General features: G+C 38.8%; 13 protein-coding genes. 11 read left to right on the forward strand and 2 right to left on the reverse strand.

Features of this window, described 5'->3' with window-relative positions; translation table 11 throughout:
• The first annotated feature begins 87 nt into the window (after positions 1–87).
• The 10 genes from FNW02_RS22820 (at position 88) to FNW02_RS22865 (ending at position 14906) form a co-directional block, all read left to right on the forward strand.
• Positions 88–846 carry a class I SAM-dependent methyltransferase gene (locus tag FNW02_RS22820; RefSeq protein WP_191759779.1) on the forward strand — a complete coding sequence of 253 codons (759 nt, stop codon included), beginning with the start codon at positions 88–90 and terminating at the stop codon, positions 844–846.
• A gap of 96 nt (positions 847–942) precedes the next feature.
• Positions 943–5052, forward strand: a complete 4110-nt coding sequence (locus tag FNW02_RS22825; RefSeq protein ID WP_191759780.1) for a non-ribosomal peptide synthetase — start codon at positions 943–945, stop codon at positions 5050–5052.
• Complete coding sequence (locus FNW02_RS22830; protein ID WP_191759781.1) at positions 5052–6431, forward strand: cytochrome P450; 1380 nt, start codon at positions 5052–5054, stop codon at positions 6429–6431. Before FNW02_RS22825 ends, FNW02_RS22830 begins: the two co-directional genes overlap by 1 nt.
• Positions 6432–6499: 68 nt before the next feature.
• Positions 6500–7387 (forward strand): SDR family oxidoreductase, encoded by an 888-nt coding sequence (locus FNW02_RS22835; protein WP_191759782.1) that lies wholly within the window; start codon positions 6500–6502, stop codon positions 7385–7387.
• 55 nt (positions 7388–7442) lie between these two features.
• Positions 7443–8480 carry a sucrase ferredoxin gene (locus tag FNW02_RS22840; protein ID WP_191759783.1) on the forward strand — a complete coding sequence of 346 codons (1038 nt, stop codon included), beginning with the start codon at positions 7443–7445 and terminating at the stop codon, positions 8478–8480.
• Between the two features lie 19 nt (positions 8481–8499).
• Positions 8500–9873, forward strand: coding sequence for an MATE family efflux transporter (locus FNW02_RS22845; RefSeq protein WP_191759784.1), 1374 nt, complete (start codon positions 8500–8502; stop codon positions 9871–9873).
• A gap of 101 nt (positions 9874–9974) precedes the next feature.
• Positions 9975–10196, forward strand: a complete 222-nt coding sequence (locus FNW02_RS22850) for an MbtH family protein (protein WP_191759785.1) — start codon at positions 9975–9977, stop codon at positions 10194–10196.
• 130 nt (positions 10197–10326) lie between these two features.
• Positions 10327–11196, forward strand: coding sequence for an oxidoreductase (locus tag FNW02_RS22855; protein WP_191759786.1), 870 nt, complete (start codon positions 10327–10329; stop codon positions 11194–11196).
• Positions 11197–12442: 1246 nt separating this feature from the next.
• Positions 12443–14416, forward strand: coding sequence for an AMP-dependent synthetase/ligase (locus tag FNW02_RS22860; RefSeq protein ID WP_191759787.1), 1974 nt, complete (start codon positions 12443–12445; stop codon positions 14414–14416).
• A 40-nt stretch (positions 14417–14456) separates the two neighbouring features.
• Complete coding sequence (locus FNW02_RS22865; protein ID WP_162394967.1) at positions 14457–14906, forward strand: YlqD family protein; 450 nt, start codon at positions 14457–14459, stop codon at positions 14904–14906.
• Between the two features lie 105 nt (positions 14907–15011).
• On the opposite strand, the gene FNW02_RS22870 is transcribed toward FNW02_RS22865, so the two are convergent.
• Complete coding sequence (locus FNW02_RS22870) at positions 15012–15536, reverse strand: hypothetical protein (protein WP_191759788.1); 525 nt, start codon at positions 15534–15536, stop codon at positions 15012–15014.
• Positions 15537–16056: 520 nt separating this feature from the next.
• Here FNW02_RS22870 and FNW02_RS22875 point away from each other — a divergent pair.
• Positions 16057–17355 (forward strand): dihydrolipoamide acetyltransferase family protein, encoded by a 1299-nt coding sequence (locus tag FNW02_RS22875; protein WP_191759789.1) that lies wholly within the window; start codon positions 16057–16059, stop codon positions 17353–17355.
• A 111-nt stretch (positions 17356–17466) separates the two neighbouring features.
• Here the strand turns inward: FNW02_RS22875 and FNW02_RS22880 are convergent, their stop codons facing one another.
• Entirely contained in the window at positions 17467–17766 is a 300-nt protein-coding gene (locus FNW02_RS22880; RefSeq protein ID WP_191759790.1) for a hypothetical protein, read from the reverse strand.
• Positions 17767–18029: the final 263 nt, after the last annotated feature.

The raw sequence follows: 18029 nt of genomic DNA on the forward strand, positions 1-18029 counted from the left end.
CTTGTCTAAAATTTACAAACGTACTCAAGAAATAGCGACTAAATTATTTAATTTCAAACCTTCACTTAACAACAGGAAAAATAGTCTATGTCTCTGCTCAGTAATCTTCCCAACTATGAACCTATTGCTCGGTTACAGAACGAATTCAAGAATACAGCCGAAGATTTGCTAAAAGGTATAATACCTGCTTTAGAGCAAATATTATTATCACAACTTCCTGCGGGAGCGCATATTCTTGAACTTGGCTGCGGTTGTGGACATTTAGCACAACAGCTTAACATTAAAGGATATAAAGTTACTGGAATCGATGCTTCTAAAAGGATACTAGACTACGCTCGAAAAAACGCACCTGAAAGCGAATTTATCCTGAGTGATATACGTAATTTTGAGCTAACACCTACCTTTGATGCCGTTTTAGCAAATGATGTTATTCATTTTATTCTAAACAACGAAGATTTGAAAACGGTATTCAAAAACGTATATACTGCGCTTAAAGATGATGGTATGTTTGTGTTCAACATACCAATAACAGATTGGCTACATGAAGCTGCTCAAAACAACAATTTTAATATTGTTTATGTGAATGATGAATGCTCATTAATGGAATTATTCTACTATAAACCTGAAGAAAGGATGTGGGAAATCAAAGTCACAGGATTTGAATTGATCGAAAATAATTGGCAGCGTTCAGACACCGTTTGGTTAAGAAAAGATCACTTTTTAGAAGAAGTTGAGTCAGCTTTAAAAGAAGCGGGCTTCACAGAATTTAACTACTATAATACCAGGGACTTTGGAGAAAGCGAAGACATAGCTTGCTTTGTTTGCCAGAAAACCTCCCTTAAGTAATACAGCAATCCTAAATTATTTGTGATTACTCTGCGAGTAACTTCATAAATCAAATAGGACTGCGATCGCAATTAGTAATCTAATTACATACTAGCAATGGACAAACAGCACTCAAATTTATCACCCGCAAAAAAAGCCCTTTTAGAAAAATGGAAAGGAGGAAAATTTCAAGCTGATACTATTCCCAAGCGCCAAACATCTAAGAATATCCCCTTATCTTTCTCTCAACAAAGACTATGGTTTATAGACCAACTCTATCACGGGAGTTCTTTTTACAATATTCCCATTGCTTTTCATATAAAAGGACAACTAAGTATTACAGCACTTCAACAAAGCCTCAATGAAATCCTCAATCGTCACGAAATTTGGCGCACAAACTTTAGGCTTGTAAATGGAGAGCCAGTACAGGAAATTACACCCAAATTAATTTGGGAATTACCTATCATTAATCTTGAGCATTTGTCTGGTAAAGATTGGGAAGAAGAAGTAAAACAACTTGTAGCAGAAGATGCAAAAAAACCTTTTAACTTAGCTAAAGGACTTTTAGTCAGAGCAACTTTACTACGCTTGAGTGAAGAAGAGTACATTTTGCTCTTGACCATGCACCACATCATCACGGATGGATGGTCTTGTGGTGTGTTCCTGCGGGAGTTGTCAACGCTGTATGCGGCTTTCTCTACAAATCAGCTTTTTGGTTTACCCGAACTCCCGATTCAGTATGCAGATTTTACCATTTGGCAACGCGATCGCATCCAAGGTAAATTCCTCGCAACCAACTTAAATTATTGGAAGCAACAACTAAGCGGTGAGCTTTCTATACTACAGTTACCCACAGACCGTCCGCGACCTACTGTCACAACTTTTGCCGGTGCTAAGCAATACTTTACGTTATCAACAGCCTTAACTGATGCGCTCAAACAATTAAGCCAGCGAGAAGATGCCACTTTATTTATGAGTTTGCTGGCAGCGTTTAACATTTTATTATACCGCTACACAGACCAAGAAGATATCTTAATTGGTTCTCCAATTGCCAACCGCAACCGAGCCGAATTAGAAGGAATGCTGGGTCTATTTGTTAATACTTTAGTATTGCGTAATAACCTCAGTGGTAATCCCAGTTTCCGCGAACTTCTACATCGAGTTCGTGAGGTGACTCTCAATGCTTATGCACATCAAGATTTGCCTTTCGAGATACTTGTAGAAGAATTACAACCTGAACGAGACTTAAGCCGCAATCCACTTTATGAAGTCATGTTTGTCCTGCAAAATACTCCAACATCTTTGCAGGAGGTATTTGGATTAACCTTGCGTGCTTTAGAGTTTGATAGCGGTACGGCTCAACTTGATATTTTTCTATCGATGTCTGAATCTCAAGAGGGTTTAACAGGCTGCTTGGAGTACAATACAGATATTTTTGACTCAATAACAATTACCCGATTTATTACCAGTTTCCAGACTTTATTAGCAAATATAGTTGCTAATCCAGAGCAACGCCTCTGTGAATTATCACTACTAACCACTTCTGAGCAAGAGCAATTATTATTTAAATTTAATCATCATATAGACTATCAAGATGCAACTCTGCATCAAATATTTGAGCAGCAAGTTAAACTAACGCCTGACTCTTTAGCATTAGTTAGCCAGTTAGAAAACATTACCTATCGTCAACTTAATCATCAAGTTAATCAACTTGCACATTATTTACAAAAACAAGGCGTCACGAAAGAAACACTGGTTGCGTTATGTCTTGAACGTTCTGTAGATATGGTCGTGGGAATTTTAGCTATCCTCAAAGCTGGCGGTGCATACATTCCCCTTGATCCGAGTTATCCAGTTGAGCGTCTGAATTTTATGCTCTCTGATTCTCAAGCATCAGTATTGATTAGCCAGCAAGTAATATTAGAAAAACTATCATTATCTTCGACTAAAACTGTTTGCTTAGATATCCACAAAGACGAAATTGCTCAAGAAAGTCCAGAAAATCCCACTAACATCTCTTCATCTGATAATCTTGCCTATATTATTTATACTTCTGGCTCAACTGGAACTCCTAAAGGCGTTCTTGGCACTCATCGCGGTACAGTGAATGGCTTACACTGGCTATGGAAAACTTATCCTTTTACCCCAGGAGAAGTTTGTTGTCAGAAAACAGCTATCAGCTTTGTAGATTCTATATGGGAAATTTTTGCTCCTTTACTTCAGGGAATTCCTACAGTAATTATCAGCAATGCAACTATACTAGACCCGCAGTTATTCATCGAAGATTTGGCACATCACAAAGTTACCCGTATTATACTTGTACCCTCATTACTGCGCTTACTTTTAGATAACTACCATAATCTGACCAAGAAATTATTGCAACTAAAACTCTGGATAACTAGCGGAGAAACACTATCTGTTAAGTTGGCTAAAACTTTCAGAGAATTGATACCATTTGCAAAACTAATCAACCTTTATGGCTCATCGGAAGTTTCCGCCAACGCCACTTATTACGACACCAGTTTATTACAAGACCAAGTAAATAGTGTCCCCATCGGTCGTCCTATCGATAATACTCAAGTCTATGTGTTGAATCGCAATTTACAACCAACACCTGTAGGAATTATTGGCGAACTTTATATTGGTGGTGATGGATTAGCGAGGGGATATTTACATCGTCTTGAATTAACCCAGCAAAAATTTATTGATAACCCCTTTGTTCCCCAAACAAAGCTTTTCAAAACAGGCGATTTGGGGCGTTATCTCAACGATGGTAATCTTGAATATTTAGGTCGTAATGACGAACAAGTAAAAATCAGAGGTTTTCGAGTAGAGTTGAATGAAATTGCCACAACTATTACACAATATCCAGATGTGCAAGAATCTGTGGTAATTGTCAGTAATGAGGAGCAAGAAAATCAATCTTTAATTGCTTATGTTGTCACAGAAAAACAGGATATAGCTACATATTTGTTACCCTATTTGCAACAAAAATTGCCTAATTATATGCTACCATCTGCCTTTGTAGTATTAGATTCACTCCCACTTACACCTAATGGCAAAGTAGATAAGCATTCTCTTCCTACAAATGAAGTTATTCGGACAAATATCACTAAATCTGTCATTGCTCCTCGTAATTTCACAGAATTATCATTAGCAAAACTTTGGGAAAAGCTGCTAAATACTAGCCCTATTGGGGTGGCAGATAACTTCTTTAACTTGGGTGGTCACTCATTTTTAGCTGTACGCTTAATGGCTCAAATCCAAGATAGATTTGGGCATAATCTTACCCTATCTACTCTTTTTGAAAATCCCACAATTGAGAAACTAGCTGCAATTGTCAGTCAGCCATTCCGCGAGAGTTCTAATTCTCCTCTAGTAGCAATTAACTCTTCTGGTTCCAAAATACCTTTCTTTTGTATACATGGTGCTGGTGGAGGTATTAATCAGTATATTAATTTATCCAGAAGGCTTGGTGAAGACTATCCATTTTATGCCTTGGAACATACTCCTAACCAAGAAGAACCTGAACTCATATCAGTAGAAGATACAGCAAAAAACTATCTCGAAGAAATTCGTAAAGTGCAGCCAAATGGCCCTTATTTTTTAGGTGGTCATTGTTACGGTGGTATACTTGCTTTTGAAATGGCGCAGCAATTACAAAGACAAGGTGAAACAGTAGATTTGTTAGTTGTTATTGATGCCATCCTTTCAGAAACACGCATTGAATCTACAAAAGATGATGATGCAAAGTTTTTACTTCGCATGGCTGAATCAATAAAAACCGATAATAATATAGATTTTTCAATTTCTTTTGAGGAACTTCGGGATTTATCACTTAATCAGCAACTTGATTTGATTAATCAAAAAGTAAACTTTATCTTCAGTGAGACAGAAATTAAAGAATTTATCAGTTATTACAAGCTTTTCAAGGCTCATGTCCAAGCTATGCGAGATTATGTACCGCTAGTTTATCCTCAATCTATAACTCTATTTAGAGCAAAAGAAGAGATTATTCATGACTTTGAAAGTTCGGAATTTCATACTAATGACTCCTTACTAGGTTGGGGTAAATGTTCTAATCAACTTATTCAAGTCATGGAAGTTCCTGGTGATCATTTCTCGATTTTCATTGAACCTCATATTCAGGAATTAGCCAAACATTTGAGAAGTTGTATTGATCATGCTATGTGCAATGTAATAAACAATGGGAGTAAAAAAGGCTGATGAAACTACCCCCAGGGCCGAAAACACCCTTATGGTTGCTAGGTCTGCAATTCGAGGTTAATCCTTTTGGCTATTTGGATGCTATTTCCAAACGTTATGGTGATATTGTGACTGTAATGTCTGGTTCTGCACCAATTGTTTACATTAGCAATCCTTCAGGAATAAAAGAGATTTTCACAAATACTAAGGAAATTTCTGCTACAGGTGCATTAAACCAAGATTTCGCATTGATAACCGGAAATCAAGGAGTTTTGCAACTTGATGGTTTAATTCATAAAAATCGGCGTAAGCTCCTAATGCAGGCTTTTCATGGAGCGCGGATGCAAGCCTGTGGACGAGGTATCTGCGAACTCACAGAAAAGATGATGAGTAAACAGGTGGTTGGAAAACATTTCGTTGCATACCCAACCATTGAAGATATTACCTTTCAAGTGGGTATAGAGCGGGTAATCGGTTTACACGAAGGAGAGCGCTATGACAAAATTAAGCATTTATTTGCGTCTTTGCTTAAACTCGATAGACAATCTCTTATAGTTAAGATTCTTAGCAATATTTTTGGAGAAAAAGATTTAGGTCGATGGAGTCCACAAGGATACCTCCTTCACTTACGGCGAGAACTTTTTCAATTACTATCAACTGAGGTGGAAGAACGTCGTCAACAAGCAGATTTTTCACGCACAGATATACTTGGTGATCTGATATTGGCTCGTGATGAAACAGGTGAACCATTAAGCAATGAAGAGGTGCGTGACCTTTTATTATCACCTATATTTGCAGCTGGTGATGCTTCGGGAACTGCGATTAGTTGGTCTTTATACTGGATTCACTGTTTAAGAGGTATTCGAGAAAAACTACTAAAAGAACTTGATAGTCTTGGTCAAAATCCAGACCCTATGAGTATTGTTGCACTCCCCTACCTGAGTGCTGTGTGTAATGAAGTTTTGCGAATTTATCCAACCCAGTTGTTTACATTTCCTAGGTTGGTAGAATCGAGCGTTGAAATCATGGGGTACGAACTGCATCCCGGAACAATACTTATTGGCAATATTTATTCGACGCATCAGCGTGATGATTTATATCCAAATCCAAAACAATTTCAGCCAGAGCGCTTTTTAGAAAAGCAATTTTCTCCCTATGAATTCTTGCCATTTGGTGGCGGTTCTCGTGTATGCATTGGCGCAAATTTTGCCCTATTTGAAATGAAACTTATACTAGCAACAATTCTTTCACACTATCAATTAGAGTTAGTTAGCAAGCGTCCAGAACGTCCCAAATTTGCAGGTTTGATTTGTTCTCCTGCAAGTGGTGTGAAAATGGTCGTGCGCGATCGCCGTCAAGATCAAGGACAGTCGCAATCATTAGCTGCTGGTTTAGTTTAGCCAGTGAATTGGATTTTTTACTTTGTTTATTATATTTCTAAATTTACCTTTTTCAGGCATAAAAATACATGAATAACAGTCATAAAGGCACAGTTGTTATCACAGGAACATCCACAGGTTTAGGTCGAGTAACTGCACTTTTATTAGCCAAGCAAGGATATCGCGTTTTTGCTGGAGTCCGCACTGAGAAAGATGCACATTCACTAAAGCAGGCTGCATCTGGTAATTTAACACCAATTATTATGGACATCACAAAAGCGGAGGAAATAAAATCTGCTACCGAATTGGTCTTACTAGCAATTGGCGATGAAGGATTATTTGCCTTAATTAATAATGCAGTTGTAGCAGTAGATGGGCCACTCGAATGTATTCCCATAGATGATATCCGATGGAACTTTGAAGTAAATGTTATCGGTCAAATTGCAGTTACCCAAGCATTTTTACCAATGATCCGACAAGCTAAAGGTCGAATTATTAATATCAGCGCGATTTGCGGCAGATTAGCTCTACCTTATAGAAGTCTCTTATCTGCTTCAAAATTTGCGATCGAGGCAATTACAGATTCTTTACGAATGGAATTATCTTCTAGTGGAATTGAGGTTATTTCCATTTTACCAGGGGGAATAGTAACCCCAGAACAAGCTGACAAAGTAGAAGTTAGTTACCAGGAAACATTAGCTAATATGTCACCCGAAACTAAAGCTATATATGGCAAGAATTACAAAATATATATGCAAGGAGCAGTAGAGGACAATCGTAGCACAGGTTTACCACCTGAAAAAGTGGCAAATACGATTTTGGAGGCTCTGGAAGCTCAAAAACCTAAAAGACAATATTTTGTCACCCAATCATCATGGGAACTTAGGCTATATGCCTTGTATAAAAGATTGGTACCGCATCAATATTTTTATGACAACTTGTATAAGGATATGCAAAAAGGAATGGGATTTGATTAGTAATTTACTGCTATTTCATTGTTTTTGAAGAACAACTAGAGCAAACATAGTAAAGATGCCAACTCAACATCCTCACCAATTTCCCATAAGTGACTGTCGTTTTTGTTCCTTGGTTTCTAAAGCCAATGGAGAAGATCCAATTGGGACAGCAGGTACTTACGATTATTGGTTGATTATGGAAGTTCCCCAACCTTGGCCGCAAGAAATATTTCAAGAAAATCCAACTATTCAGTCATTGATGGGTTTATTTGAAGAGTTAATTTTTGAGCATGGGGTCAAGTTGAAACCGATGCTAATTGCTCCTGATGGCGAGTATTCTCATCCTAGCTTTACCCGCCTTTTCTACTATTACCGTCCTGCAAAGCTGTTTTCTCAGTTTGAGAAACAGGAGTTTGTTGTTCCAAAAAGCGAAGCCGTTGCTTTGGTGACAGCAATATTCAAGCATTTAATGCACCAACCTAACGATTTATCGGAATTTCAGCAATATCAACAACAAACTAGTCACATTCGTGAACTTATGGTTTGCACCCATGCTCAAGTTGACCTTGCTTGTGGCAGATTTGGAACTCCCATCTATCGACAATTACGTAAAGAATATGCTCCTGCTTCTAATGGAAAATTAAGAGTTTGGCAAACAACTCATTTTGGTGGTCATCAGTTTGCTCCTACCTTAGTTGATTTACCCCAAGGCCATTTGTGGGGACACTTACAGCCAGATGTATTGGATTTATTGGTGCAGCGAAATGGTTCAGTTCTTGGTTTGCGTCAATACTATCGAGGATGGACTGGTTTAAACAAATTTGAGCAAAATGCTGAACGCGAAATTTGGATGCAGTCTGGTTGGAGTTGGCTAGATTACTTGAAAGCAGGCAAAGTACTGGCGATGCAAGAGGTTGCTCAAGAACAGGATGCTGACTGGGTAGAAGTTCGTATTGATTTTGCAGTTCCAGATAGTAGTACATCAGGTACTTACGAAGCCAGAGTAGAAGTTTGTGGTGAGGTCATGAGTGCATTTAACTCAGCAAAAGAGATGGAGTTAGAAGCAGTAAGGCAGTATCACGTTAGCCGTTTGATTAAGGTTAAGCAAACATAAATGATCCGAAAATTAAAAAATGACTTCACAAAAACAATCTCAAATTACAAATGAAATCCTTCAAGGTAATCTTTTTAAGCTAATGTTTAAGTTATCTATTCCCAGTACTTTGGGGATATTGATGCTTAGTTTAAACACTTTTATTGATGCTTTGTTTGCAGGAAGATTCATTGGTGAAACTGCTTTGGCTGGTATTTCACTTGCACTACCATTTACAAGCATAATAAATGGATTTGCCCTGTTAGTTGGGGTAGGTTCTGCTTCTGTTATCAGTCGAGCTATTGGTTCTGGAGATATCAAAACTCAGTCCAAAATATTTGGCAACTTAATTGTGATGAGTGTTGCCATATCATTTTTCATCACAATTATTGGTTACAGTTTTGGTGAAGAATTAATTGTATTTATTGGAGGAAGTGGTGAAGTTGCTTTAGAAGGGACAAAATATTTTAAGATTTATATCCTAGGATCAGTATTTTTGATTCTAGCGGAAGCTTGTAATCAAGTTATAAAATCGGAAGGAAAGATTAGGCTAAGCACAATATTTGACTGGCTTTTTGTAATTATTAACATTATATTAAACTATATATTTATCAGTGTATTTCATTGGAGAACTGAAGGACTTGCTCTGGCAACAGTTATGGCTATGGTTGTTTATAGTCTTGCCAACTTAAGTTATTTTGTTTCTGGTAAAAGTTCGATTTTAGTTAATTTTAAAAAATTAGTGATCGCCATAGATTTACTACGTGAAATAATATCGGTTGGAATATCAGAATTATTTTATCCAATAACAATATTGATTCAAGATTTTGTAATTTTTAATTCAATTTCTGATTACGGAACAAACAGTGATATCGCTTTTTTTGGAGCAACGGGAAAACTAACTTCAATTGTGTTTATTCCCATTATTGGTTTTGCACAAGCATTACAACCTATAATTGGAATGAATTATGGTGCTAAAAATTATGACAGGATCAAAAAAGCATATTTGACTTTTGCAATCATTGGAACTATTTTATTAGTATTAATTTGGTTGCCTTTCCAATTATCACCAAAAACATTTTTAAATTTAATTCTGCCAAGCGTAAATTTTACACAAGATGACGTGTTAAATTTTAGAATCCTCAGTATATTAATGCCAATATGGCCTTTAGCATTCTTTAGCAATACTCTTTTTTTATCTATAGGCAAAGGTAGAACTGTGTTGGTAGTAATTTTGCTAAAAAGTATAGTCCTAACTGTGCCAATGATACTATTCTTTTCAAGAATATCAGGTGTCAGAGGCATATATTATGGAATGTTTTTAGCAGATATTTTATTTATGTTAATTATATTATTACTAACAGTTTTGGAATTTCAGAGTTTGAATTTGCTTAAAGTTAAAGAGATTAAATAGCTATATATAAAACTAGTATAATAATTAAAATTTTCGGCTCAGTAATTATTAGTGCCAGATTACAAGACATATTTATTTAATTAAATATCAAGAGGTTAATTATGTATCAAAACGACAAAGAAGACACAACAATTTACAAAGTTGTAGTTAATCACGAAGAACAGTATTCCATTTGGCCATCTGAGCGAGATAGCCCTCTTGGTTGGAAGGATATTGGAAAAAATGGTTTAAAGCAAGAATGTCTAGATTACATAAAAGAAGTCTGGACTGATATGAGGCCGCTTAGTCTTCGGAAAAAAATGCAAGAATCTAGCAACATTTAAACAGATATACATTGAGATTGCTGAACTGGATGGGCTTTGTATGCTCACTCACAAGATATAAGCATTTTTCTGCTGCTGCAATGTCAAGTTTTTTTAGCTTAGTAACGCTTGTTAAAAATGGAGAATTTCTATGGTAACATCTTCAGTTTCTCAAACACGGATCTGGTTTATCACGGGTACATCAAGTGGCTTAGGTCGAGCGTTAGCAGAAACAGTGCTTGAGCGGGGTGAAACTGTGGTGCTAACTGCAAGGAACCCACAGCAGATAGAAGATTTAGCAGCAAGCTTTCCAAATCAGACATTAGCGCTACAACTTGATGTCACCAAACCCGAAGAAGTACGGGAAGCAGTAAAACAGGCAATTGCCAAGTTTGGACGTATTGATGTACTTGTTAATAATGCCGGGTATAAGGTTGCAGGGGTAGTCGAAGAAGTTAGTGATGAGGAAGTTCGCTACCAATTTGAAATCAACTTTTTTGGCGTGTTAGAAACGCTTCGAGCAGTACTACCTCATATGCGAAAGCAACGCAGTGGGCATATCCTAAATATTTCATCGACAGCTTGCTTTATGGCAGAACCAACCGGTGGATTTTACGGCAGTAGTAAACTGGCACTAGAAGGAATTTCCGGTTCTTTAGCTTACGAAGTTGAGCCGTTTGGGATAAAAGTCACAGCAGTTGAGCCTGGTAGTTTTAAGACAGATTTTATTAAACGTTCTTTTGTTGCCAATGATAGTCAAATAGATGACTACAAAGAATTGGTTAATCAAAGTCGTCAAGATATGTTGGATGATCATGGTAAACAACCAGGTGATCCCAAAAAAGCTGCTTTAGCAATGATTAAAGTAGTTGATAGTGATAACCCACCACAAAGATTAGCTTTGGGAGCAGATGCAGTAGAGATTATTGATAATGCACTGGAGTTTATAAAAGGAGATCTGGATGCTTGGAAAGAAGTTTCTGTTAATACTGCATTTGATGAGGTTCTAGTAGCCAAATAGCTCTATTTCTTGGGGTTGGCATATACTTTTCCCCGCTTAGCCGAAGCTGAAGTCAAGGCTGTTGATATACATGAGGACATTGATAGCACCCTGATGACTTTGCAAAAGTTGTTAGCTTGACTATCAACCACTAATCTACCAACTAGGCGATCGCATCTCCTTAATATTATGAAAAACTGGGGATTTCAGAGTTAGAATCTTGTGAACTCATGATAGACTGCGATCGCTTATTGCTTTGGCTTTTAGCAGACGAAATTATAGACAGTAGCTTTGGTAACGCAAGGCAGGCAACAGTGTTTAGTAGAGTCAGAAATATACCATCCATCAAATTCATAGCTAATGCCCCCTGAAAAAAGTTCAGTGTGTACTATTTCTTAGTTTGAGGCATAACTAGTACACTTGCTTCAAGGCAATATTTTATATTTCTTTTATCAGATATAAGCTAACTAAATATATTTTTTATAAAAAGGTGTCGGGAAAACCCATTCCTTTTCGGTAGGTGATGAAAGACGCCCCGACGCCGTTGACAGTTGACGGTTAACAGTTAACTGTCTTTCGTGTTATCCCATCCCCTTTTAGGGGTGAGATGAGCATAACTATAGTAATGATAAGTTTTATATAGTAATTTTCTAAAAAACTCTTTGACTCTATACTTTACTGAATTTAAACAACAAAAATGAATCCATCCTGAAGAGATAATTGATAATTAGTCAGAAGTGTAGAGATTTTACTTATCAACTATCCATCAGTTTGGAGAACACTTGTCACAAAAATGAGGACTAAACTTACAAAATTGGCTACCCGTCAATGTGTAAACTGTACAATATGGGAAGTTGGTAAGTTCTACTCTAGCTCTGTGTAGTTTTAAACGCTTCGGTGATAGTTCAGCAGATTTTGGCTTAGGAGCTAGAACAATAGTTAAGAGCCTAGGTAATGCTAAACAAGCGGCAGTATTGATTAGTGTTAACAATATCGCATTCATTAAGTTCATAGGTAATCACCCCCTGCGAGAAATAGGCGGCAGCTGTGATCAGCTGCAAGCAAAACTATATGCAATCGATTTTTTGGCAATTTATTGCTTGCAATCTATATAAATGAATCTTAACATAAATTTTTGTAAATATAACAAATGAATTCCTGAAATTATTAAACACAAAAGACAATGTGGATAATGAGGACGTATATTGTAGCGTAATAACAAAATTAGCTAGAAAACTAGCAAAATAGTAGATTTTGGTACGGTGCTATGTCAAAAAATCAACTTGGATATTCTTTTTTATCTAACATTACTCAACGAGAACGCCAGGCCTTAGAGCGTTTGGTAGATTATACAAATGTGGAATCACTACCAGAAATTTGGCCTTTAGCAGCAAAGCGATTTGGTGATACCGTTGTTCTCCACAACCCCCATGCGAAACCAGAAGTAACAATTACTTATATTCAATTAGCAGAGCAAATTCAAAAATTTGCTGCTGGGTTGCAAGCATTAGGGGTAAAAGTTGGCGATCGCATTTCCCTAATTGCTGACAACAGTCCTCGGTGGTTTATTGCAGATCAAGGTATAATGACTGCTGGAGGAGTTGATGCGGTGCGTAGCTCCCAAGCAGAACGAGAAGAACTGCTGTTTATCATAGCCAATAGCGGCAGTACAGCGCTGGTACTTGAGGATTTAAAAACATTAAATAAACTGCAAGACCGCCTCAACGATTTGCCCATTCAACTAGTAGTTTTACTTTCGGATGAAGCACCACCGGCAGAGCAGACTATAAAGGTGCTGAATTTTTCACAGTTGATAGAAATTGGAGCAAACCATGATTTTGTACCAGTCAGGCAAAAACGTGATGCTTTGGCAACTCTAATTTATACCTCTGGCACAACGGGTAAACCTAAAGGCGTAATGTTGTCCTATAACAATTTGATGCACCAAGTGACAACTTTTGGCACAGTAGTGCAACCGCAAAAGGGGGACATTGTTCTTAGTATTCTACCGTCTTGGCACAGCTACGAACGAACAGTTGAGTATTATTTACTATCTCAAGGTTGTACGCAAGTTTATACTAACTTGCGCTCTTTCAAAGGAGATTTAAAAGAATTTAAACCCCACTATATGGTAGCTGTACCGCGCTTGTGGGAATCAATTTATGAAGGAGTGCAAAAGCAATTCCGCGAACAACCAGCAAACAAGCAACGTCTAATTAACTTTTTACTGGGTATTAGTGAGAAATATATCAAAGCGCGGCGAATTGCCCAAGGGTTGAGTTTAGATAATCTTCATACCTCATCTGTCGAGCGATTAGCAGCTAAGATACTGGCATCTGCTTTATTTCCTTTGCATGCTTTGGGAGAACGACTGGTTTATGCCAAGGTACGGGAAGCAACGGGAGCACGAATCAAGCAAGTGATTAGCGGTGGTGGTGCGCTTCCAAGGCATATAGATAACTTTTTTGAAATTATTGGTGTGCAGATTTTGCAAGGTTATGGTTTGACAGAAACTTCTCCTGTCACCCATGTGCGTCGTCCTTGGCGGAATATGATTGGTACATCAGGACAACCACTTCCTGTTACAGAGGCTAAAATTATAGATCCTGAAACAAAAGCGCCTTTACCAGTGGGTAAGCGGGGATTAGTGCTGCTGAGGGGGCCCCAAATCATGCAAGGTTATTACCAAAATCCAGAAGCGACAGCCAAAGCAATAGACGCTGAAGGTTGGTTTGATAGTGGTGATTTGGGTTTGTTGACACCACAAAACGATTTGGTGCTGACTGGTAGAGCAAAAGATACGATTGTATTAAGTAATGGGGAGAACATCGAGCCGCAGCCGATTGAAGATGCGTGTTTGCGATCGCCCTACATCGATCAGATTATGCTGGTTGGACAAGACCAACGTAGTATTGGAGCCTTAATTGTCCCCAATCTCGAAGCTTTAGAAAAATGGGCACAAAGTCAAAATCTGCAATTGCGTCTACCCGAAACAAGTTCCTCAGAATCCACCACTACCGTTGATCTGGAGAGTAAAATAATCCAGGATTTGTTTCGCCGAGAACTAAATCAGGAAGTGCAAAACCGTCCAGGCTATCGACCTGATGATCGCATCGGGCCGTTCAGGTTCATTCTAGAGCCATTTTCCATTGAAAATGGCATGATGACACAAACACTGAAAACTCGGCGACACATCGTCACCGAACGCTATCGCGATATTATTGACGGCATGTTTGCCTGATAATTCCACCCGCAAACTATAGAGTGAACGTGAAACTTTTATGGATGTCTCCAAACCTCAATTGCTTCTAAAACGCGTCGTTAATGTCAAAGTCATCGTCACTCCCCTCTGGAAAGAGGAAGTTCAACAGCAACTACAAGCGCAGATCAATCAAAGTGATCAGCAATTGCAACAGCTAGACGTTGAAGGACAAAGAGCGATCGCCGCAATTCAAAAGCAAAGTCTGCAACCACCTGGCCCCCAGACCCTCCAACAAATTGACAATATCCAACTCCAAGTCAATCAAAAGAAAAGTGAACTGTTAGAGCAAAAGAATCAATTACTACAAAACCTCCAGCAAGTGCAGTTTCTCCAGCAAGATCAGGAAGTCAATCAATTCCAAATGGAAGGCTTTTTCCGGGTAGAACCAGGTGATAACTTGATTAGCAAAATGCAGGTCGAAATCGTTCTGCGCGATGGCATTGTAGAAGAAATTCGCGGCGATATTTAAATTTGTCAGTTGTCCTCTCTTTAAAAGTTTCCTGCGGAGGGAAACCCTCCTGCAGAACTTTTCGCTTTGTCATTTGTCATTTGTTATATGACCAATGACAGATGACTAATTACAGCTTTGTGTTACTTTTTTGTGGGCACGGCTCCCAGGCAAACATTGTATCTGGGAGCCAGCCCAGACAATTTGCCAAACCGGAGGTGAGCTGATAAAAAGCGATCGCCCAAAGGTTGTCATCTCAACCCGATATTTAATCGCACCAACTGAATCATCACTCTGCTTGATTTGCGTAATCGTCACTGAAGCATGATTTCGTTGCGGATAAACTACCTCTACCTTTCGCGTTCCTCTCGCCGACGCGATGTCATCAAAAGCATTTAGGGCGAGAGTAGCAGGATCGCTACCTTGTAAACCTGAGTTGATACTTTCTAAAGGTATAGTTTTATAATCGGAACGCTCTGAGTATGCCACAACTTCCTGAGACTGAGGCACTGCTTCCATCTGCTGAGATTGCCCACTACTAGTCTCAAAAATTGGTGGAGATAGCTGGTGCTGGGTGAGATAAAGTCCAGCACCAGCAGTGGCAAAGATACTTAGTATCAAAATCCAAAACAACTTCAACTTTACCGACATAAAATTAAACAGGAATTTCAAAAAGTTCAATTAGCAATCTTGAATTCTAGATTTAACTTCTACCCCACATCCTCTACTGTTACGAAGCTTGTGTATATTGAACAGTAATTATGAAGAATATAAATATATATAGCAATCCTAGTTGAGTTATGAGAAACTCATGGTGGTTTTTGAAAGCCAACATTTAACGACGAAAACGGCATACTGAACTAACCATTGAGGATAGCTTTAGTATATAGACCTGTAACTCATATGTAGGTTCCTGGGATCATAGGTGTCATTTGTCATTTGTCATTTGTTAAGAGTCAAGAGTTATTGATCATTAATTATTCTCTCCCCCACTCCCCCTGCCTCTCTCCCCCACTCCCCCTGCCCCCCTGCCCCTCAGCCCCCCTGCTCCCACTCCCCTACTCTTCAGCCTAAAATATAAAATCTCCCGACCAAAATTCTCCTGTCAAGATACAATTCGATCTGGTAAAAGCTGTTAAAGTCCATAAATTATTGCCTCTAAAACCACCCTATGAGCATTCACGAAGTATTTATGCCGGCGCTTAGTTCCACCATGACCGAAGGCAAAATTGTCTCCTGGGTGAAATCGCCAGGCGACAAAGTGGAAAAAGGCGAAACAGTGGTGGTGGTCGAGTCAGATAAAGCAGATATGGATGTGGAATCCTTTTATGAGGGATACATTGCCCATATCATAGTGGAAGCTGGTGACACCGCCCCGGTGGGGTCTGCGATCGCCTTTATAGCGGAAACGGAAGCTGAAATTGAAACCGCAAAATCTCTTGCCAACTCAGGTGGCGCTGCTGCTAGTGCTACCTCCTCTCCCGAACCAATCCCAGCGACAGCTTCAGTTGGAACACCTACCTTGGCGTCTCAAAATGGGTCTAACCACAGAGAAGGACGGCTTGTGGTTTCACCCCGTGCTCGCAAGTTGGCTAAAGAACTAAAAGTTGATTTAAGTACTCTCAAAGGCAGTGGCCCCCACGGTCGTATTGTTGCCGAGGATGTAGAGGCAACTGTCAATAAAGGTAAGCAACCCGCTACCACCTTAGTTGCTCCGCCAGCACCTACACCAACTACCCCAGTTGCGCCCCCACCCCCTCGGACACCAGCACCAGCACCAACGGTAGCAGTTGTTCCTGGTCAGGTAGTGCCCCTAACTACACTGCAAAATGCCGTAGTACGGAATATGGTAGCTAGCCTATCCGTGCCCATCTTCCACGTGGGTTATACAATTACCACAGATGGATTAGATAAACTTTACAAACAAATTAAATCCAAAGGCGTAACAATGACAGCGCTGCTAGCGAAAGCTGTAGCGGTGACTTTGCAAAAACACCCACTACTAAATGCTAGCTATTCAGACCAGGGCACTGTATATCATTCTGGCATTAATATTTCCGTAGCTGTGGCGATGGATGATGGTGGATTAATTACACCAGTATTGCAGAACGCAGACATAGTAGATATTTATTCTCTCTCACGCACTTGGAAGTCTTTAGTAGACCGCGCTAGGGCCAAACAACTCCAACCCGAAGAATACAACAGCGGTACCTTTACCCTGTCGAACTTAGGAATGTTTGGCGTAGATAAATTTGATGCGATTTTACCGCCAGGACAAGGTTCAATTCTAGCGATCGGCGCATCTCGTCCGCAAGTGGTGGCAACAGCCGACGGTTTATTTGGCGTGCGGCAACAAATGCAGGTAAATATAACTTCTGACCACCGCATTATTTACGGTACTCATGCTGCCGCATTTTTACAAGATTTAGCGAAGTTGATTGAGACAAATCCTCAATCTTTAACACTGTAATTAAAAGTACGATTTCAATAAAAGTTAAATTTGAGACTTGGAAGTTATCTAACTCCAAGTCTTTTTATTTGATGGTATTTTAATATATGTAAATTTAAATTACTAATAGTTTCATGGCTTTCGACCAGTTACGAAAAAAGTCAGATTTTCGTACCAAACACCTTGTTCAGTTGCTTTTGCTTCAATTTTTTTACGATACTCTGCTTTCAATTGTGTCATTTGCTCTGCCGAAACCTGGGACAAAGGATTTTCTCTAGGATTAAACCATTCTCCATTCCAGTCTCTAGCTTGCTCAAAACTGCGGTAAAAACCTAGTTGTTGAATTTTCACTTCAATCTCTTGAAAACTAGCTTCTGCTAGCAGTTGACGGCATTTTTCTGGGGTTCCAGTTGGCTCATTTATATTTGTCAACAGAATATTATGTTTATCACAAATCTCAATTATAAATGGTGCTTCACAAGATTTCTCAGAGCAACAAGAAAATCCGACGACTCGACCATTTTTGAGAAAACGATACCATTTATTTAGAGCAGCAGGAATATCTTTAAAGAATCTATCCCACTAATAAAATTCTGTGAATCCAAATGTGAATTGTGGCTAAAGAAAGAAAAGCGTTGAAGCAGGCAGAAATTCTCTCCCATCGAACTACCAGCCTGCGATATTTTCGTTGAAAC

Source organism: Komarekiella delphini-convector SJRDD-AB1, assembly GCF_014831675.1.
Taxonomy (GTDB): Bacteria; Cyanobacteriota; Cyanobacteriia; order Cyanobacteriales; family Nostocaceae; genus Komarekiella.